Genomic DNA, 18,619 nt, shown 5'->3' on the forward strand with positions numbered 1-18,619 from the left:
GCGGACCGGGAGGCCAGGGCGGCCTTGCCGATGGCGGTGGCGACGGTGCGGCGGCTGCCGACCCGCTGGGCGGCCACCTCGTCGGCCCAGCGTTCCGTCGTGTAGGCCACCGCGGTCTGCAGCGGGCGCAGGAACGGGTTCGCCTGCGCGGCCAGCCGCACGGTGAGCAGGAACCGGTGGTGGCCGTCGCACAGATGGGCCCGCTCGTGGGCGAAGAGGGCCCGGCGTTCGGCCGGGGCCAGGCGGCCCAGCAGGTCGGTGGTGACCACCACCCGCCCGCGGCGCCGCCCGGTGCCCGGCAGCGCGTACGCGTACGGGGTGCCGTCGGGGAGCACCGCCACCTCGGTGTCCGGCAGCCCGGCCAGCGCGCGGTGGGCCTGGCGGCGGGTGCGGACGTGGCGCCACAGGGACCGGGTGCAGACCAGCAGCACCGCGCACAGGGCGGGGATGGCCGCCTTGCCCACCACCTCGTCGTAGGGAACCGCCGCCCGCACCTCCGGGTCCGACCAGCCGTCGGGCAGCGGGTTGCCGGGGAGCTGCGCGGTGCCGACCACCATCACCAGGGCGAGGCAGACCGTGCTGCACACCGCCATCACCGCCGCGACGCCGGTCAGCATCCGGGTCGCGGTGCGCGGATGCAGATGCTGTTCGGCGAGGCGCGCGATCGGCCACGCGGTCAGCGGCAGCACCAGCGGCAGGAAGACGAACACCCCCATGAGGCTTCAGTCTTCCCCGTCGCTCCGCGGCTGATCCAGGAGTTCGCGCAGCAGCCGTTCGTCGTCCGGATCGAGGCCGGTGACGAAACTCGCCAGCACGGCCTCCCGGTCGGTCTCCGCGTCCAGCACCTTGCGCATCTTGTGCGCGGCCAGCCCGGCGTGGTCCGAGGCGGGCGTCCAGGCGAAGGACCGGCCGGCCCGCTCCCTGGTGACCGCGCCCTTGGCCAGCAGCCTGGTCAGGATCGTGATGACGGTCGTGTAGGCGAGGTCCCCGCCGAGCCGTTGCTGCACCCAGCCCGCCGTCGCCGGGCCGTCCGCCTCCCGCAAGGCCGACAGCACCAGCGCCTCGAGCTCGCCCTGTCCCCGCCGCCGGGGACGCTGCCCGTGGTCCGACACGGCCTGTCTCCCTTCCGCCGCTTTCCGTCCACCCGGCGGACATCGTATAGATGAGCGGACACCGTCAACTTCTCTACATTGCTGTAGATTCTACGGGCCCCCGGCCGCCCCCGCGGCTTCCGCAGCCCCGCCCGGCGCCACCCGGCAGCCGTCCGGTACCGGCCCACGAGAGGAACCGACCCATGTTCGGACTGAGCGAGTTCGCGATCATCCTCATCGTCGTCATCGCCCTCCTCGCCGCCAAGAAGCTGCCCGGCCTGGCCCGTTCGGCGGGCAAGTCGGCCCGCATCCTCAAGGCGGAGGCCCGGGCCGTCCGGGAGGCCGACGAGGGCCGGGGCGACGACCGGGGCACGGGGGCCGCGGGCCCCGGAGCCCAGGGGGACGGGCCGGGCCCGCGGGTGATCCGGGGCGAGACCGTGGCGCGGGACACCACCGGCACCGGCACCGGCGGTGTCGACGACGGGACGCACCGCGCCTGAGCGAGCCCGGGGCTCTCCCGGACGCCCCCCGGAAGCTGCTTCCGGGCGCTCCGCCTGCGTTCCCGGCAAGCTGGTCCTGAGCAGTCGGTCTCAGCCGGTCCACGCGTCGTCGTACGGTTCCGACGGCGGCGGCACCGGCCGGGACGCGGTGACCTTCACGTAGGGGACCGGGCCGTCGTTGACGGGGTCCTTCGTCCGGCGGGACGTGTAGGTGCCGGTGACCTCCAGCCAGCTGTCCGGCCGGAGCACCGGCGGGACGTTCCCGGTGAGCGCGATCTTGACCGGCTGGGCGTCGGCGGCGCAGCAGTTCAGGGTCATGCGGACCAGGTAGGGGGCGCCGTCGCGGCCCAGGGTCACGAAGCCGGTGATCCGCAGCGGGCGGTCGCGCAGGTGGCGGCCCTCGTCGTACACGGCCCGGGCCGCGTACTCGCCGACGCCCAGCCGGAGCGGGCCCCGGCCGTCGGGGACGTCGGGGAAACCGAAGGGCTTCTGCAGGGCCGTCCCGGTGTGGGCCGCGGTGTAGGAACCGAGGGCGGGCGGAGCCACCAGGATCAGGGCGAACAGCGGGAGCGCCAGCAGCCAGGAGACGCGGGGTTCGCGGTGACCGCCCCCGCCGCCGCTGCGGGGCTCCCCCTCACTGGACCCCTGGTCGGCGCGTTCCGGGTCGTCGGGTTCCCCGTGCTCCGGGGCCCTGTCCGTGGCCGCCGGGTCGCCGGCTCGCGTCCCCCGGCGCTCGTACCGGAGGGTGGCCGCCGCCGTCACGATCAGGACGGCTCCGGCGAGCAGGAGCAGCGGGCGCAGACCGGACTTGACGTAGCGCAGGTGCAGGTCGGTCAGGCCCGCGTGCAGAACCGTCGCGCCGAGGAGGAACAACAGGGCTGCCTGCGCCTGGCCGTTGAGACTCGGACGGCTCGGACGGCTCGGACGGCTCGGGCGGGCGGCACCGCGGGCCGGGTCCGCCGGCCGCCGCTCGTGCGGATCGGTCACAGCAGCACCGCTCCCGTCAGGACCGAGACGAGCACCGCGAGGGCGAAGGTCGCCGGGGCGAAGCGCAGGGCGAAGGCGCGGCCGAAGGTGCCCGCCTGCATGGCGAACAGTTTGAGGTCGATCATGGGGCCGACGACCAGGAAGGTCAGCCGGGCCGTCAGCGAGAACTGGGTCAGTGACGCCGCCACGAACGCGTCCGCCTCCGAGCAGATCGACAGCAGGACGGCGAGGGCGGCCAGGGCCAGCACCGACAGCACCGGGTTGCCGGCCGCCGCCCGCAGCCACTCGGCCGGGACCACCGCCTTCAGCGTCGCCGCCGCCATCGCGCCGATGACCAGGAACCCGCCCGCGTGCATCACGTCGTGACGTACCGAGCCCCAGAACGCGGCTCCCCGGCCGCGCCCCTCGTGGACCGAACGGGCGGGCGGGCGCAGCCAGTCGGTGCGGCCGAGGCGCTGCCACAGCCAGCCCATCGCGCACGCCACCAGCAGGCTCGCGACGAACCGGGCCAGGACCATCTCGGGGTTGCCGGGGAAGGCGACCGCGGTCGCCGTCAGGACGATCGGGTTGATCGCGGGCGCCGACAGCAGGAACGCCAGGGCCGCCGCCGGGGCCACTCCCCGGCGCACCAGCGCGCCCGCCACCGGTACGGACGCGCACTCGCAGCCGGGCAGCACCGCGCCCGCCGCGCCCGCGACCGGCACCGCCAGGGCGGGACGGTCCGGCAGGGCGCGCGCGAAGAAGGACGGCGGGACGAACACCGCGATCGCCGCGGACAGCAGCACGCCCAGCACCAGGAAGGGCAGGGCCTGGAGCATGACCGCCACGAACACCGTCATCCAGCTCTGCATCACCGGGGCGGCCAGCGCGCCGCGGATCGGGTCCTGGAACATCAGGGCCGTCAGCAGGGTCAGGGTGAGCAGCAGCGGGGCGTCGAGGCGGCGGGAGTCCTCGGTGTCCTGAGCGCGGCCGGGCTCCCCGGGGCGCTTCGGCGGGATCGCGTCGCCGGACTGCCGGGTGTCCCTCGGTGCTGACTTGGTGACGGCCACGGGCCGGGTACCTCCGGGTGCGCATGCCGGTTGTCGGCGGTCAGGGCTGTCGGTGGACGGGGATGTCGGTGGACGGGGACAGGGACTCGGCGGACAGGGGCGTCGGTGAACGTGGACAGGGACGTCGGTGGACAGGGGTAAAACAGGGCGCCGGGCCGGTTCCGGTGGGCGGGCCTGCCGGGACCGCGGGCGCCGCACCCGCTTCCCCCTGGGGTACGCGGCGCGGGGCCGTGGCGTTCAGGCCGGTACCGGCAGACCCGACGTGATCATGTCTGGAACCGCCCGCCGGAATGGGGCAGTCTCTTCCCCTGTGGTGAGCCTTCCGAATCAGGTGCTGCCGGGCGGCCCTTCAGCGCACATGGTGGTCTGCGGCGACGACGGCCTCGCCCACCGCCTCGCCGCCGAACTGCGGGGCGTGTACGGCGAACAGGTCACCCTGGTCGTACCGCCGTCCGGGAGGCAGGTGCGGCAGCCCGTCGTCGGGCGGGCCCGCGCGGCCTCCGCGGCCCTGCTGGACCGGGTCGTGAACGCCACCGTCAACCGGGGCGGCGGCAACGGGGGCACCGGCGGCGGCCCCGACGGCGCCCCGGACGAGCGCGAGGTGGAGGCCGCCGAACCCACGGAGAGCGTGCTGGCCGACGTCGGCGTGGACCGGGCCGCCGCGCTGGCCCTGGTGTACGACGACGACGAGACCAACATCCGGGCCGCCCTCACCGCCCGCCGCCTCAACCCGCGCCTGCGGCTCGTCCTGCGCCTGTACAACCGGCGGCTCGGCCGGCACATCGAGGAACTCCTCGACCAGGCCGCCGAGTTGGCGCTCGGCGTGGAGGAAGACGAACGGCCGGGCTGGATCGACGACAACTCCACCACCGTGCTCTCCGACGCGGACACCGCCGCGCCCGCGCTGGTCGCCACCGCCCTCGTCGGCACCAGCAAGGTCGTCGACGCGGACGGCCTGCTGCTGCGCGCGGTGGAGCGGCGGCCCCCGGCGGCGGGCGAGGTCGCCGACCCCGGCCTGTGCACGCTGGCGCTGCTGTCCGCGACGAGCAACGACCCGGCGGGTGCTGAGGGTTCGGAGGACAGCGGCGATCAGGGGCCGCAGCTGCTGCCCGACGCGGAGGCGGTGGCTGCGGCCACCGGACGCGGCACGGTGGTGCTGGAGCAGGTGTCCTACTCGGGGCCGCCGCTGCCGCCCGTGCGGGCCCGGGTGCCGCCCATCGCCTCGCTCTTCTCCCGGCGGCTGCGCTGGTCCTTAGCGGGCCTCGTCGCGGCCACCGTCGCCCTCGCCGTCACCCTGACCCTGGTGACCGAGGACGACCCGCTGCACGCCACCTACGTCACCCTGCTCGACCTGTTCGCGATCAACGAGCCCGCGCACAACGACTCCATGGGGCGGCAGATACTGCAACTGCTGTCCGGACTGGTCGGCTTACTCCTGCTGCCGGTGCTGCTGGCGGCCGTCCTGGAGGCCCTCGGCCTGTTCCGCAGCGCCTCGTCGCTGCGCAAGCCGCCCCGCGGGCTGAGCGGGCACGTGGTGCTGCTCGGGCTCGGCAAGATCGGCACCCGGGTGCTGACCCGGCTGCGCGAGCTGCACATCCCGGTGGTGTGCGTGGAGTCGGACCCCGACGCGCGGGGCATGTCGACGGCCATGCGGCTCAGGGTGCCGGTGGTGCTCGGCGACGTCACCCAGGAAGGTGTCCTGGAGGCCGCGAAGATCCACCGCGCGGACGCCCTGCTCGCGCTGACCAGCGTGGACACCACCAACCTGGAGGCCACCCTGTACGCCCGGTCGGTACGGCCCGACCTGCGGACGGTCCTGCGGCTGTACGACGACGACTTCGCCAAGGCCGTGTACCGCACGCTGCGGGCCGCGCACCCGGACGCCCTGACCCGCAGTCGCAGCGTGTCCCACCTGGCCGCGCCCGCGTTCGCCGGGGCGATGATGGGCCGGCAGATCCTCGGGGCGATCCCGGTGGAGCGGCGGGTGCTGCTGTTCGCGGCGATCGAGGTCGGCGGGCACCCGCAGCTGGAGGGGAAGACGGTCGGCGAGGCCTTCCGGGCCGGGGCATGGCGGGTGCTGGCCCTGGACACGGCCGCCTCCGAGCCGCCGGCCGGGGCGGGCACCCCCGCCGTGGCCGGGGCGCCCGCGGGGCCCGTCCAGCCGCCGACGGGCGCCGCGGCACGCGACTCGGGCCTGGTCTGGGACCTGCCGGACACGTATGTGCTCCGGCGCGAGGACCGGGTCGTCCTGGCGGCCACGCGACGAGGGCTCGCGGAGCTGCTGGGACGCCGGGGGCGGGAGCGGAGGAGGGTCTAGGCGGGCCGCCCGCAGCCCCCTCCCTCCCCTCCCCCCTCCCCCTCCTCCGTCCCCTCTCCCCCGTTCTCCGTTCTCCGTTCTCCGCGTCAGCGGCCGATGTGGCGTTCCGCGAAGTCCAGCTCCAGCCGGACCTGCTTGATCCGCTCGTCCACCACCAGGGAGCCGTGCCCCGCGTCGTAGCGGTAGACCTCGTGGACGGCCCCGCGGGCCTCCAGCCGCTTGACGTAGTTCTCGATCTGGCGGATGGGACAGCGCGGATCGTTGACCCCGGCGGAGATGTAGACGGGCGCCTTGACCTCGTCGACGTACGTGATCGGCGAGGACACCTCGAAGCGGTCCGGGACCTCCTCGGGGGTGCCGCCGAACAGCGTGCGGTCCATCGCCTTCAGCGCCTCCATCTCGTCGTGGTACGCCGTGACGTAGTCCGCGACCGGGACCGCCGCGATGCCCAGCGCCCAGGCGTCGGGCTGGGTGCCCAGGCCGAGCAGCGTGAGGTAGCCGCCCCAGGAGCCGCCGGTCAGGATCAGCCGGGCGGGGTCCGCGAGGCCCGAGGTGATCGCCCACTCGCGCACCGCGGCGATGTCCTCCAGCTCGATCAGACCCACCCGGTGCTTCAGGGCGTCGGTCCAGGCGCGCCCGTACCCGGTCGAACCCCGGTAGTTGACGCGGACCACCGCGTAGCCGTGGTCGATCCAGGCGGCCGGGCCGGCCGCGAAGGAGTCGCTGTCGTGCCAGGTCGGGCCGCCGTGGATGTCGAAGACGGTGGGGAGCGGGCCGGTCGCGCCCGCCGGCCGCTGCACCAGGGCGTGGATACGGCCGCCGGGGCCCTCCACCCACACGTCCTCCACCGGCACCGAACCGGGCGACTTCATCCCCGGCGGGTCCAGTACGACCCCGCCGGTCGTGGACCGGACGGCCGGCGGTTCGGCCGCCGACGACCACAGGTACTCCACGCTGCCGTCGGGGCGGACCGTGGCCCCCGAGATCCCGCCGCGCGGGGTGGGGATCTTCTCCAGCCGGCGTGCGGCGAGGTCGTAGCGGAACAGCTCGCCGCGCGCCTCGAAGCCGTGGGCGATCAGCAGACCCGAGCCGTCCGGGTACCACTCGGCGCTCACGTCGCCGGGCAGGTCCAGCGCCAGGTCGCTCTCCTCCCCGGTCGCCACGTCCCACACCAGGGGCTCCCAGCGGCCGCGGCGCTGGTGGCCGATGAGCAGCCGGGTGTCGCCGGCGACGGGGGCGAAGCCCAGCACGTCGAGGCCCAGCTCGCGGGTGCCGCCCTCGGTGTCGTCGAGCTCCGCGACCGTGCTGCCGTCGGGCCGCACCACGCGGAGCGCGGAGTGCATCGCGTCCCCGTGTTCGGTGTGCTCCACGGCGATCAGCGAGCCGTCGTGGGAGAGGTCACCGACGCCCGCCGACTCGCGGTGGCGGTAGATCTCCACCGGCTGCTCCCCGGTGCGCACCAGGTGGATGGTGGTGCCGTCCTCGTCCGTGGAGCGGCCGACGACCGCCGTGCGGCCGTCCCGGCCCAGGGCGAGACCCGCGGGGTAGGAGGGGTCGAGGCCCGGCGTGGCGAGCTCGTCCTCGCCGCCCTCGAAGCGCTGACGGCGCCAGACGCCGAACTCGTCGCCGTCCTTGTCGTCGAACCACCAGATCCACTCACCGTCCGGCGAGAGCACGCCGTCCGTGGTGCCGTTGGGCCGATGGGTCACCTGTCGTTGCTCACCGGTCGCCCGGTCCCAGGCATACAGCTCGTACGTCCCCGTCGCGTTGGACACGAACAGGGAGCGGTCGGGTGCGTCCTCCGCCCAGTCGGGGAGGGACACCCGGGGCGCCCGGAAGCGCTTCTCCCAGGCAGGCATGTCCTCGCCCTGTTGCACACGCTCGGTCTGGTCCGCTCGATTCGGCGCGTCGGACCCGTTGCTCTCAGTCATGGATCCATACTGCCCGTCCTTGCGGCCATCGCGCTCCCGAGGTCCCCAGCCTGTGGAAAACCTCGACCGGAACGTTCACCGGATGTCCCCGGATGACTCGGCGGGGACCGTTCCCGAAGGCCGTTGTCAGTGGCGGGGTGCAGACTGCCCGGCATGACCGATCTCCGAGAGACCGTCCAGCGGTTCTGGGCCACCGCCGAGGCCCGGGACTGGAGCGCGTTCGCCGCCACGCTGGCCGAGGACGTCGTCTACATCCTGCCCCAGACCAGGGAGCGGATCAGCGGCCGGGAGCGCTACGTCCGGTTCAACCGCGAGTATCCGGGCGACTGGCACCTGCGGATCGAGCGGATCGTCGCCGAGGGGGACCAGGTGGTCACCTGGGCGCGGTTCACGGTCGGTGAGGCGGAGATGCCCGCCCTTTCCTTCTTCACCGGGGACGGCTCGGGCCGCATATCCGCGATCACGGACTTCTGGCCGGAACCCTACGAGCCCCCGGCGGGCCGCGAGCACCTCACCGAGCGGTACTAGCAGTACTGGCGGAGAGGTACCAGGTGGGCGGGTGGCGGGGCGGGCACCGCCACCGCGGTGGCCCGTGACGGGTCGGGGCGGCGTGTACCCCGCGCACGGGGACGGGCCGCGGGCCCCGTACCGTTGAGGGCGTGTACCGGTTTCTGCTGACGCCCCGATGGTGGGGGATCAACGTCTTCGTGCTGCTCGCCATCCCCTTCTGCATCTACATGGGCTCGTGGCAGCTGGGCCGGTTCGAGGACCGGGTGGAGAGCCACGAGGGCGCCCGGGAGCAGGCGGAATCGGGCGCTCGCGAGGCCGCCGAGCCGCTGGACTCGCTGCTGCCCGTGACGAAGGCGACGTCCGGCAAGCAGGCCACCGCCAGCGGGCGCTACGACGAGCAGTTCCTCGTCCCCGACCGGGACCTGGACGGCCGGACCGGCACGTACGTGATGACGCTGCTGCGCACGGACTCCGGCCGGGCCCTGCCGGTGGTGCGCGGATGGCTGCCCGGATCGCCCGACCCGGCCTCCGTGCCCGCGCCGCCCGCCGGTGAGGTCACCGTGACCGGTGCGCTGCAGGCGTCCGAGACGCCCGGCAGCAACGGCGTCAGCACGCGCGGCGGCCTGCCCGAGGGGCAGACCGGTGCGATCAGCGCGGCCTCGCTGGTGAACCTCGTGCCGTATGACGTGTACGACGCCTGGATCACGCTCAACCGCGGGGACTCCGGGATGACGGCGGTGCCCGCGAGGGCGCCGAGCGGCACCGGACTGGACCTGAAGGCGTTCCAGAACCTCGGCTACACCGCCGAGTGGTTCGCCTTCGTGGGCTTCGTGATCTTCATGTGGTTCCGGCTGCTGCGCCGGGAGCTGGAGTTCGCCCGGGACGCCGAGCTGGGCCTGCTCCCGGACGGGGACGACGGCGGGCGCGCGGGCCAGGGCGAGGGCCAGGACCCGGACGCGGACCGGTCCGAGGAGCCGGACGCGTCCGGGGAGCCGGAGGACGCACGGGAGCACGAGCAGGAGCGCGAGCGGCCCAGCCCCTCAGGGGTGTGAGGGGGCGGCCCTTCGGGGGGTGAGAGACGCCGGGCCCGTGTGCACGGGCCCGCCGCTCCGCTGTCGGGCGGCCGTCAGGAGGCCGTCAGCACGCCCGTCCAGTAGACGGTGCCCGCGCAGGCGTTGGCCACCGTCGCGCTGGCCGCACCGGTCCCCGTCGCCGCCGTGTACGTCACCGTGACACTGCCCTCGACGGTGCCGTCACCGCGCAGGGTCTGCGGGGAGGCGCCGCCGTCCCCGCCGCCGCCCGTGGTGGCACCGGTGGTGGTCGTGCCCCCGCTGGGCGTCGGGTCGGGCGAGGGGCCGCCGGTTCCGCCGCCTGTGCCGCCGCCGGTGGTCGGGCAGGTCTCGCTCGGCACCCACGCGAACTTCACCTCGTAGGCCGCGCCCGGCTTGAGCAGCAGCCCCGAGGCGGCTTCCAGGGACGGGTCGGGCAGTCCGGCCGCCGCGTCGCCCGGCGCGTGCCGCATGGTGCCGACCTTGGCCGGGTCGGCGGCGCCCTGCGTGGCCACGCTGATCGCGCCCGGCGCGCCGACCGTGCAGGCGTCCCCCGAGCCGTTGGTCACCCGGAACGCGCCGTACACGGTGCCCGTGGAGTCGGGTGCCGCGGTGCTCGCGACGGCGGCACCGAGGTGGTCCGCGGTGCACGCGGGGGCGCCGGTGTCGGCGCTGGACGAGGGGCCGGTGCCCTCCGTCGCGCCGGCGCCGGTGCTGTCGCCGGTGCCCTCGTCCTTGCCCTTCTCGCCTCCCTTGCCGGTGCCCTCGATCTCGTCGGAGGAGCCTCCGGCGGTGCTCGCGCCGTTGTCCGGGCCCTTGCCCTGGCTGGTTCCGCCCTGTGCCTGCGAGGCGTGGCCGACGGCGGACGGGTTGGCGTCGGAGCCGGAGGAGGTGGACACGTGCACGACGGCGGGGACGGCGGTGCCGACGAAGAGCGCGGCGGCCGCCATGCCGACCAGTGCCTGCCGCTTGCGGGCCCGGCGGGCCGGGACGGCCCGGCGCAGGTAGTCCAGGGTTCCGTCGCTGGGCTCCACCTCGCGCACCGCCCGGTGCAGCAGGTCACGCAGGGCGCGTTCGTCCGCGCCCAGTTCTCCAGCGCTGCCCGGGTCCCCGGAGCCCGCCGCCCCCTCGGAGCCCGCCGCCCCCTCGGAGCCCGCCGCCCCCTCGGCGCTCGTGGCGCCCTCATCGTCCGCAGAGCCGCCGACGATCCCGGGGCCGCCGACGCTCACAGAGCCCTCGACGCTCACGGGCTCCCCGGAACGCGGACTCGCCGGCTCCACCGGGCTCCCGGAGCCGCTGGAGTCACTGAGGTCGCTGGAGTCACTGGGGTCGCTGGAGTCACTGGGGTCGCTAAGGCTGCCGCCGTTCTCCCTCTCCGGTTCCTTCCCCGGGCCGGACCCGTCCGGACGTGCGGGATCCTCGGCGGGCCGGTCGCCGCCGCTCGGGCGGTCGTGGTCGTGCATGCCCTGGCCGTCGCTCATGCCGGCGCCTCCATGGCCACCCGCAGCGCCGCGATGCCGCGCGAGCCGTACGCCTTCACGGAGCCCAGCGATATGCCGAGCGACTCGGCGACCTGGGCCTCCGTCATGTCGGCGAAGTAGCGCAGCACCAGCACCTCGCGCTGGCGGCGCTGCAGGCCCTTCATGGCCTGGATGAGGGAGTCCCGCTCCAGCTGGTCGTAGGCGCCTTCCTCCGCGCTCGCCATATCGGGCATGGGCTTGGACAGCAGCTTCAGGCCGAGGATGCGGCGGCGCAGGGCCGAGCGGGAGAGATTGACGACCGTCTGCCGCAGGTACGCCAGGGTCTTCTCCGGGTCGCGGACACGTTTGCGCGCCGAGTGCACGCGGATGAACGCCTCCTGGACGACGTCCTCGCAGGAGGCGGTGTCGTCGAGGAGGAGCGCGGCGAGGCCCAGCAGGGAGCGGTAGTGGGCGCGGTAGGTCTCGGTGAGGTGGTCGACGGTGGTACCGGCCGCGACGGCCTCGTCGGTGCCGTCGCGCTGATCGGGTATGCGGACCGGCCGCGCTGCGGGCATGGGCGCGATCACCGGCATGCCACCGGGCACGCCGGCCAGTCGCGGTCGGAGAGCCTGGCGGGGGGAACGGGGACGGAGAGCCGCACCGCGCGCCGCTGTGAAGTCGAGTACCTCAGCCACGCCAGTTGGACACGCTTCCCCCCGTAAGGGTTGTACGTGCCGGGCATCACTTTTGCGCCGACCGCCGTGGAGGGTGGCACGCCGGGCGCCCCGGCCGTGGGCCCGGCCGACCGCGCTCCGGGTGCCACCGCCTCGGCTCCGTTGGCGCGACCCGCCGCGTCCGACCACGCACTCCATGACCTCATGCGTCCCGCTCTTCCCCTGTGTCCCATATGAACGGGCGTCCCCACGCCCGGTTCCAGACGTCCCCACGTCTGAAAGACCGCGTCCCCACGCACCGGAGAGGGTGACCGCAAAGACGCTCCCCGCCCGCCGCTCGGTTGCGGCGGGCGGGGATGTCGGTCCTCGGGTTCCCATCCTCGGTTCCCGGACCGGCCGGTTCAAGTGATCGGGACCATCAACCCGGTCCACTCGACTGACACAGATCCTACAAACGAAACCGCCCGGAACCAGGGGGTTTCACGCTCCGTCAGGTCTCGGCCGCGACCAGTTCGGCGATCTGCGCCGTGTTGAGCGCGGAGCCCTTGCGCAGGTTGTCCCCGCAGACGAAGAGTTCGAGCGCCGTCGGATCGTCCAGGGCGCGGCGCACCCGCCCGACCCACGTCGGGTCGGTGCCGACGACGTCCGCGGGCGTCGGAAACTCGCCCGCGGCCGGGTTGTCGAACAGCACCACGCCGGGGGCGGTCGCGAGGATCTCGCGGGCCCGGTCCACCGTGACCTCGTCCTCGAAGCGGGCGTGCACGGTGAGGGAGTGCGTGGTGACGACCGGGACCCGCACGCAGGTCACGGCGACCGGCAGCCGGGGCAGGCCGAGGATCTTGCGGGACTCGTCGCGGACCTTCATCTCCTCCGACGACCAGCCGTCCTCCCGCAGGGAGCCGGCCCACGGCACGACGTTGAGCGCGACGGGTTCCGCGAACGGCCCGGTGTTGTCGCCCACGGCCCGCCGCACGTCGCCCGGGCTGGTGCCGAGCTCCGTCCCGGCGACCAGGGACAGTTGCTCGCGCAGGGTGCGGACGCCCGCGTGCCCGGCCCCGGAGACCGCCTGGTACGAGGAGACCACCAGCTCCCGCAGGCCGAACTCGGCGTGCAGCGCGCCCAGCGCGACGATCATCGACAGGGTGGTGCAGTTGGGGTTGGCGATGATGCCTCGCGACCGCATCCGGGCGGCGTGCGGGTTGACCTCCGGGACGACCAGCGGCACCTCGGGGTCCATCCGGAAGGCGCCGGAGTTGTCGATCACCACCGCGCCGCGGGCGGCGGCGAGGGGGGCCCACTGCGCGGACACCTCGTCGGGGACGTCGAACAGCGCGACGTCGACCCCGTCGAAGGCCTCCTCGGTGAGGGCCACGACCTCGACCTCCTCACCGCGCACGGCCAGCTTGCGGCCGGCCGAGCGCGAGGAGGCGATCAGGCGGATCTCCCCCCAGATGTCCGCCCGCTGGGACAGGATCTGGAGCAGGACCGTGCCGACGGCGCCGGTCGCTCCCACGACCGCGAGCGTCGGCCGTCCGGAGCGGCCGGACCCGGTGGAGGCGGCCATCAGCGGCCGGTGCCCCCGTAGACGACGGCCTCGTCGCTGTCGGAGTCCAGTCCGAAGGCGGAGTGCACGGCGCGGACGGCCTCGTCGACGTCGTCCTTGCGGGTGACCACCGAGATGCGGATCTCGGAGGTCGAGATCAGCTCGATGTTGACGCCGGCGTCGCTGAGCGCGGTGAAGAAGTCGGCGGTGACGCCCGGGTTGGTCTTCATGCCCGCGCCGACCAGCGAGATCTTGCCGATCTGGTCGTCGTAGCGAAGGGAGTCGAAGCCGATGGTGCCCTTGTTCTTCTCCAGGGCGTCGATGGCCTTGCGGCCCTCGCTCTTGGGGAGCGTGAAGGAGATGTCCGTCAGTCCGGTGGACGCGGCGGACACGTTCTGCACGACCATGTCGATGTTGATCTCGGCGTCGGCGATCGTGCGGAAGATCGAGGCCGCCTCGCCCGGCTTGTCCGGCACACCGACGACCGTGACCTTGGCCTCGGAGGTGTCGTGTGCGACACCGGAGATGAGAGCCTGCTCCACCTTCTTGTCCCCTTGCTTGATCGGCTCGCTGCTGACCCACGTGCCCTGGAGTCCGCTGAACGACGAGCGGACGTGGATCGGGATGTTGTACCGGCGGGCGTACTCCACGCAGCGGTGGAGCAGCACCTTGGAACCGGAGGCCGCCAGTTCGAGCATGTCCTCGAACGAGATCCAGTCGATCTTCTTGGCCTTGGTCACCACGCGCGGGTCGGCGGTGAACACGCCGTCCACGTCGGTGTAGATCTCGCACACCTCGGCGTCGAGCGCCGCGGCGAGGGCGACAGCGGTGGTGTCGGAGCCTCCCCGGCCGAGCGTGGTGATGTTCTTGCCCTGCTGGCTGACGCCCTGGAACCCGGCGACGATGGCGATGTTGCCCTCGTCCACCGAGGCCTGGATGCGGCCGGGTGTCACATCGATGATGCGGGCTTTGTTGTGGACGGCGTCGGTGATGACACCTGCCTGGCTGCCGGTGAAGCTCTGGGCGTTGTGGCCCAGGTTCTTGATCGCCATGGCCAGCAGGGCCATGGAGATCCGCTCTCCGGCGGTCAGCAGCATGTCGAGCTCGCGCCCGGCAGGAATGGGGGATACCTGCTCGGCGAGATCGATCAACTCGTCCGTCGTGTCGCCCATCGCGGAAACCACGACGACCACCTGGTGGCCGTTCTTCTTGGCTTCCACGACCCTCTTGGCGACGCGCTTGATGCCTTCGGCATCGGCTACGGAGGAGCCTCCGTACTTCTGCACGACAAGGCCCACGTGCGCTCCTCGCTCAGTCCGTTGTTGTCCCACGATGTACACACATGTGTGTGATGCGTGGCGGGCTCATTCTATCGAGCGTCCGAAAATCCCCTCGGCGATATCGCATGGTGAGACCTCCGGACGCCCGCGCAGGGGGGCTCATGCCCAGCCCGGCGCGGAGCACTCGGAAAAGCGACCTGCGTCACATGCGGGAGGCGGTTCGTGAAGGCCCGGGCGGGACCCGGCGCGTGGCTATCTGACCGGTGAGCGCAGGCCCAGCGGCTCCGCGATCTCCTCCGTCATCACCTTGCCCGCCTCGAACTCCAGGGTGTCGTCGCCCATGCCCTGGTCGGTGTCGAGGCCGTCGAGTGCGGCGAGGGGCTGGTTGAGGCGGACGTGGGCGACGACCGACTGCAGGGCGCGCAGGGTCGCGGACGCCGTGGGGCCCCAGTTGGAGAAGTAGGAGAACTGCCACCACCACAGGGCCTCGGTGGTGCGGCCCGCGCGGTAGTGGACCATGCCGTGCCGCAGGTCGGTGATGACGTCCGTGAGGTCGTCGGAGATCCGGGCGGGCACGGGCGCCGTGCGGGGCTCGTAGGGGTCGAAGACCTCGGAGTAGACGTCGATGGGGTCCAGCATGCGCGCGAGGTTCTCGCGGAGTTCGTCCACGTCCGGCTCGGGGCCGGGGTCGGGCTCGTAGCGCTCGTCGGGGACGATGTCCTCGTGGGCGCCGAGCCGGCCGCCGGCCAGCATCAGCTGGGAGACCTCCAGCAGCAGGAACGGCACCGCCGAGTCGGGCTCGTCGCCCTTGGCGACCTCGGTGACGGCGACGAGGAAGCTCTCGATCTGATCCGCGATCTGGACGGCGAAGTCGTCCGGATCCTGGTCCGTGACGTGCAGCGTGGCATCAGACATCTAGGAGTCGTCTCCCCTCGAAGGCGCGGCCGAGGGTCACCTCGTCCGCGTATTCCAGGTCGCCGCCCACCGGGAGGCCGCTGGCCAGGCGGGTGACCTTCAGGCCCATGGGCTTGATCATGCGGGCGAGGTACGTCGCCGTGGCCTCGCCCTCCAGGTTGGGGTCCGTGGCCAGGATCAGCTCGGTGACGGTGCCGTCGGCCAGGCGGGCCAGGAGCTCCCTGATGCGCAGGTCGTCGGGGCCCACGCCGTCGATGGGGCTGATCGCCCCACCGAGCACGTGGTAGCGGCCGCGGAACTCGCGGGTGCGCTCGATCGCCACGACGTCCTTGGGCTCCTCCACGACACAGATGACCGCCGGGTCGCGGCGGGTGTCGCGGCAGATGCCGCAGAACTCCTCCTGCGCGACGTTGCCGCAGGTCGCGCAGAAGCGGACCTTGGCCTTGACCTCCATCAGCGCGTGGGCGAGACGGCGGACGTCGGTCGGTTCGGCCTGGAGGATGTGGAAGGCGATCCGCTGGGCGCTCTTGGGACCGACGCCGGGCAGCCTGCCCAACTCGTCGATGAGGTCCTGTACCACGCCTTCGTACAACGGACTGCCGTCCTTCCTGGGGTCACGTCACTAGGTACCGTAGAGGTCCGCGGGCTGTCTTAGAAGGGCAGTCCGGGGATGCCGCCGCCGCCCAGGCCCTGGGCCAGCGGGCCCAGCTTCTGCTGCTGCAGGTTCTGGGCGTTCTCGTTGGCCGCGTGGACGGCCGCGAGGATCAGGTCGGCGAGGGTCTCGGTGTCCTCCGGGTCCACCGCCTTGGGGTCGATCTGCAGGGCCCGCAGTTCACCGGAGCCGGTGACGGTGGCCTTCACGAGCCCGCCGCCCGCCTGGCCCTCGACCTCCGTGCGGGCCAGTTCCTCCTGGGCCTTGGCGAGGTCCTGCTGCATCTTCTGGGCCTGCTGCAGCAGCTGCTGCATGTTGGGCTGGCCACCACCGGGGATCACGATTCAGCTCCTTGTGGTCGGTCGGCCGGGCCGCAGGCCGGTCGGGCCGTCGGTCCGGCGTGCTGTCGGGCGTTCCTGCCGTTCGGCACGAGCCTACGTGGTCGCGGCAGCCGTCGCCCCAGCACTCTTTCGAGTGAGTCCCGCGGGGCGCCTATACCTGATCACGGCCATCTTCCGGGCGGAAAAGGCGCCGAACCCGCCACTGGGCCACCCATTGGGCGGTAGGAAGGGTCCCGGCAGGTCGCGGATCAGTCACGGTCAGTAGGGAGTACCGGGTGGGTCAGCCGGAGATGCAGCCCGAGGGACGGCCTCAGGACCGGCACGGCGAGGGGGCCGCACCGCGGCCGGGTGATCTGACCGGGCGGGTCTTCCCGCTCGGGGACTGGGGCGAACCGGCGGCCCGGCTGGACGAGTTGTACCGGTGGGTCGAGCGGGGGGCGCTGGACACGGCCGGCTGGTATCTCACCGACCGGATGTGGAAGCGGCGCTGCGGGCAGCTGCTGCGCGCCGGGACGGTGGTGGGCGCGGTGACGGGGGCGGCGCTGCCGCTGCTGGACCTGGCCGGGGCGTTCGGCGGGGTGGCCCCCTGGGGGTACCTGGCGCTGCTGGTGGCGGTGGCGTGCGTGGCCGCGGACCGGTACTTCGGGGTGACGTCCGGCTGGATGCGGGACCTGGCGACGGCCCAGGCGGTGCACCGCCGGCTGCAGGCCCTCCAGTTCGACTGGGCGTCGGAGTGCGTCCGTGAGGTGCTGGGCCCGGCGGAGGGCACGGCGAGCGAGGCGGCCGAGCGGTGCCTGTCGGTGCTGCGGAGGTTCTCCGAGGACGTCGCGGAGCTGGTGCGGGTGGAGACGGCCGACTGGATGGTGGAGTTCCGCACCGGGGGCGCTCCGCTGGGCGTGCAGGGGGCGGTGTCCGGCCCGGGCCGTCCGGAGCCGGTGGTGCCGCACGGCCGGTTCTCCACCCCGCCCGGGTCGGCCCGCCCGAACATGCCGCGGCAGCGCCCGCCGGAGCCGCGGTAGCGCCTCCGGCGGGCACTGTGCCCCTGGCCGCCGGCCGTCGACCCGCACCGCGGCGATGCGTCCGGGGTCAGCGAGGCCCAGCAGGGTGCGGGCGTCGCGTCGTCCCCGGCGGGCGGGAGTCACGGACGGGCCGGGGCGTCGCGTGTCCCCGGCGGGTGGGAGTCACGGACGGGCCGGGGCGCCCGGCCCGTCCGGGTACGGGTATCCGGACCTCGGCCCCGCCGGGGCATACGTGCATCTGGCCCCCCACCTGCTGGGATACGGGCGTCGAACCCTCGCCCCCGCCGGGCACGGGCATCCGAACCCCTGCCCGCCGGGCACGGGCATCTGGCCCCCGCCTGCCGGGATACGGGCATCCGAACCCTCGCCCCGCCAGGCGCGGGCATCCGAACCCCTGCCCGCCGGGCACGGGCATCTGGCCCCCGCCTGCCGGGATACGGGCATCGACCCCTCGGCCGCCCCGCCGGGCACGGGCATCCGAACCCGGCCTACCGAGTACGGGCATCGATCCCTCGGCCGCCCCGCCGGGTACGGGCGTCGAACCCTCGCCCCGCCGGGCACGGGCATCCGAACCCCTGCCCGCCGGGCACGGGCATCCGGACCCCGGCCCCCAAACCCTCCCCCCGCTCGCTCCCGCGCGGACGCGCTCAGTCCCGCGTGTACGTGAGCTGTTCGCCGCTGCTGGTGTTCACGCGCTGGAGGGTGTCGCCGGGCAGCAGCCGGACCTGGGTCGCGGCGCCCGGGGTGCAGGCGCTGCGCGGCCGGCCGCTGGTCACGCTCGACGGCCCTAGCTGCAGCCCGCCGGAGTCGGAGGCGGAGGTCAGCCGGGCCTCGAACACGCAGCGGTAGGTGCCGTTGCCCGTGGGCCCCTCGGCGAGGAGGGACATGACCGTGTCGCCGACCCCGCCCTGCTGGATGGTCAGCCGGCGGGAGTGCACCCCGCTCGCGTTGTCGATGGTCGCGGACCAGCTGCCCAGGTAGTCGGCCGGGACGGTGCCGTCGGGCGCCGTCGTGGTGCCGGGCCCGTCCGTGCCGGGCTGCTTGCCGTCGGACGGGGTGGCGCCGGAGTCCCCCTGGGCGGCGTCGCCGGAGGCGGACGGTGAGGCGGACGGGCCGCCGCCGGCGCCGGTGTCGCCGTTGCTCATCAGGGCGTACACGGTGCCGCCCGCGGCGAGCGCGACGACCAGGGCGATGACGACCAGCAGCGCGGTGGACCGCGCGTCGCGGCGCGGGTCCCGGGGCGGGCCGTAGGGAGGGGTCCCGGTGAAGGGCGGCGGGCCGTAGGGCGGGGTGGCGCCGGC

17 protein-coding genes and 1 pseudogene are annotated in these 18,619 nt (G+C 73.8%); 5 read left to right on the plus strand and 13 right to left on the minus strand.

Features of this window, described 5'->3' with window-relative positions; translation table 11 throughout:
* The coding region (locus G3I53_RS22895) for a M56 family metallopeptidase (RefSeq protein ID WP_164350000.1) at positions 1 to 716 on the minus strand (716 nt) is incomplete at its 3' end.
* 6 nt (positions 717 to 722) lie between these two features.
* Complete coding sequence (locus G3I53_RS22900; RefSeq protein WP_164339234.1) at positions 723 to 1,112, minus strand: BlaI/MecI/CopY family transcriptional regulator; 390 nt, start codon at positions 1,110 to 1,112, stop codon at positions 723 to 725.
* A 182-nt stretch (positions 1,113 to 1,294) separates the two neighbouring features.
* Between G3I53_RS22900 and G3I53_RS22905 the strand changes: the two genes are divergently transcribed.
* On the plus strand, positions 1,295 to 1,591 hold the full coding sequence (locus G3I53_RS22905) for a twin-arginine translocase TatA/TatE family subunit (protein ID WP_164339232.1): 297 nt from the start codon (positions 1,295 to 1,297) through the stop codon (positions 1,589 to 1,591).
* A gap of 90 nt (positions 1,592 to 1,681) precedes the next feature.
* On the opposite strand, the gene G3I53_RS22910 is transcribed toward G3I53_RS22905, so the two are convergent.
* Together G3I53_RS22910 and G3I53_RS22915 are read right to left on the minus strand one after the other, a co-directional pair.
* The gene (locus G3I53_RS22910) at positions 1,682 to 2,467 is read right to left on the minus strand and encodes a TIGR03943 family protein (protein ID WP_203592813.1); all 786 of its coding nucleotides are present in this window, start codon (positions 2,465 to 2,467) and stop codon (positions 1,682 to 1,684) included.
* 107 nt (positions 2,468 to 2,574) lie between these two features.
* The gene (locus tag G3I53_RS22915) at positions 2,575 to 3,576 is read right to left on the minus strand and encodes a permease (RefSeq protein WP_164339239.1); all 1,002 of its coding nucleotides are present in this window, start codon (positions 3,574 to 3,576) and stop codon (positions 2,575 to 2,577) included.
* A 409-nt stretch (positions 3,577 to 3,985) separates the two neighbouring features.
* Here G3I53_RS22915 and G3I53_RS22920 point away from each other — a divergent pair, with 409 nt between their 5' ends.
* Positions 3,986 to 5,944: an NAD-binding protein gene (locus G3I53_RS22920; protein WP_164339238.1), complete on the plus strand. Its 1,959-nt coding sequence runs from the start codon at positions 3,986 to 3,988 to the stop codon at positions 5,942 to 5,944.
* A gap of 86 nt (positions 5,945 to 6,030) precedes the next feature.
* On the opposite strand, the gene G3I53_RS22925 is transcribed toward G3I53_RS22920, so the two are convergent.
* The gene (locus G3I53_RS22925) at positions 6,031 to 7,875 is read right to left on the minus strand and encodes a prolyl oligopeptidase family serine peptidase (protein WP_164339229.1); all 1,845 of its coding nucleotides are present in this window, start codon (positions 7,873 to 7,875) and stop codon (positions 6,031 to 6,033) included.
* 153 nt (positions 7,876 to 8,028) lie between these two features.
* Here G3I53_RS22925 and G3I53_RS22930 point away from each other — a divergent pair, with 153 nt between their 5' ends.
* The gene (locus tag G3I53_RS22930; RefSeq protein ID WP_164339227.1) at positions 8,029 to 8,403 is read left to right on the plus strand and encodes a nuclear transport factor 2 family protein; all 375 of its coding nucleotides are present in this window, start codon (positions 8,029 to 8,031) and stop codon (positions 8,401 to 8,403) included.
* A 131-nt stretch (positions 8,404 to 8,534) separates the two neighbouring features.
* On the plus strand, positions 8,535 to 9,437 hold the full coding sequence (locus tag G3I53_RS22935) for an SURF1 family protein (protein ID WP_164339224.1): 903 nt from the start codon (positions 8,535 to 8,537) through the stop codon (positions 9,435 to 9,437).
* A gap of 74 nt (positions 9,438 to 9,511) precedes the next feature.
* On the opposite strand, the gene G3I53_RS22940 is transcribed toward G3I53_RS22935, so the two are convergent.
* From G3I53_RS22940 to G3I53_RS22970, 7 genes are all read right to left on the minus strand, one after another.
* A complete protein-coding gene (locus tag G3I53_RS22940) occupies positions 9,512 to 10,915 on the minus strand; it encodes a hypothetical protein (RefSeq protein WP_239064055.1) in 1,404 nt (467 codons plus the stop codon).
* On the minus strand, positions 10,912 to 11,589 hold the full coding sequence (locus G3I53_RS22945; RefSeq protein WP_205078380.1) for a SigE family RNA polymerase sigma factor: 678 nt from the start codon (positions 11,587 to 11,589) through the stop codon (positions 10,912 to 10,914). Before G3I53_RS22945 ends, G3I53_RS22940 begins: the two co-directional genes overlap by 4 nt.
* A 469-nt stretch (positions 11,590 to 12,058) precedes the next feature.
* A complete protein-coding gene (locus G3I53_RS22950; protein ID WP_164334238.1) occupies positions 12,059 to 13,132 on the minus strand; it encodes an aspartate-semialdehyde dehydrogenase in 1,074 nt (357 codons plus the stop codon).
* A complete protein-coding gene (locus G3I53_RS22955; protein WP_164334237.1) occupies positions 13,132 to 14,409 on the minus strand; it encodes an aspartate kinase in 1,278 nt (425 codons plus the stop codon). Before G3I53_RS22955 ends, G3I53_RS22950 begins: the two co-directional genes overlap by 1 nt.
* A gap of 234 nt (positions 14,410 to 14,643) precedes the next feature.
* Complete coding sequence (locus tag G3I53_RS22960) at positions 14,644 to 15,306, minus strand: DUF5063 domain-containing protein (protein WP_164334236.1); 663 nt, start codon at positions 15,304 to 15,306, stop codon at positions 14,644 to 14,646.
* On the minus strand, positions 15,299 to 15,898 hold the full coding sequence (gene recR / locus G3I53_RS22965; RefSeq protein WP_164334235.1) for a recombination mediator RecR: 600 nt from the start codon (positions 15,896 to 15,898) through the stop codon (positions 15,299 to 15,301). The genes G3I53_RS22960 and recR overlap by 8 nt, the downstream gene beginning before the upstream one ends.
* Positions 15,899 to 15,957: 59 nt before the next feature.
* Positions 15,958 to 16,299 carry a YbaB/EbfC family nucleoid-associated protein gene (locus tag G3I53_RS22970; protein WP_164334234.1) on the minus strand — a complete coding sequence of 114 codons (342 nt, stop codon included), beginning with the start codon at positions 16,297 to 16,299 and terminating at the stop codon, positions 15,958 to 15,960.
* Positions 16,300 to 16,574: 275 nt separating this feature from the next.
* Between G3I53_RS22970 and G3I53_RS22975 the strand changes: the two genes are divergently transcribed.
* The gene (locus tag G3I53_RS22975) at positions 16,575 to 17,318 is read left to right on the plus strand and encodes an SLATT domain-containing protein (RefSeq protein ID WP_164438727.1); all 744 of its coding nucleotides are present in this window, start codon (positions 16,575 to 16,577) and stop codon (positions 17,316 to 17,318) included.
* 647 nt (positions 17,319 to 17,965) lie between these two features.
* On the opposite strand, the pseudogene G3I53_RS22980 reads toward G3I53_RS22975, so the two are convergent.
* Positions 17,966 to 18,619, minus strand: a pseudogene (locus G3I53_RS22980) (serine/threonine protein kinase); the annotation flags it as partial.

The organism is Streptomyces sp. SID14436, assembly GCF_010548465.1.
Classification (GTDB): Bacteria; Actinomycetota; Actinomycetes; order Streptomycetales; family Streptomycetaceae; genus Streptomyces.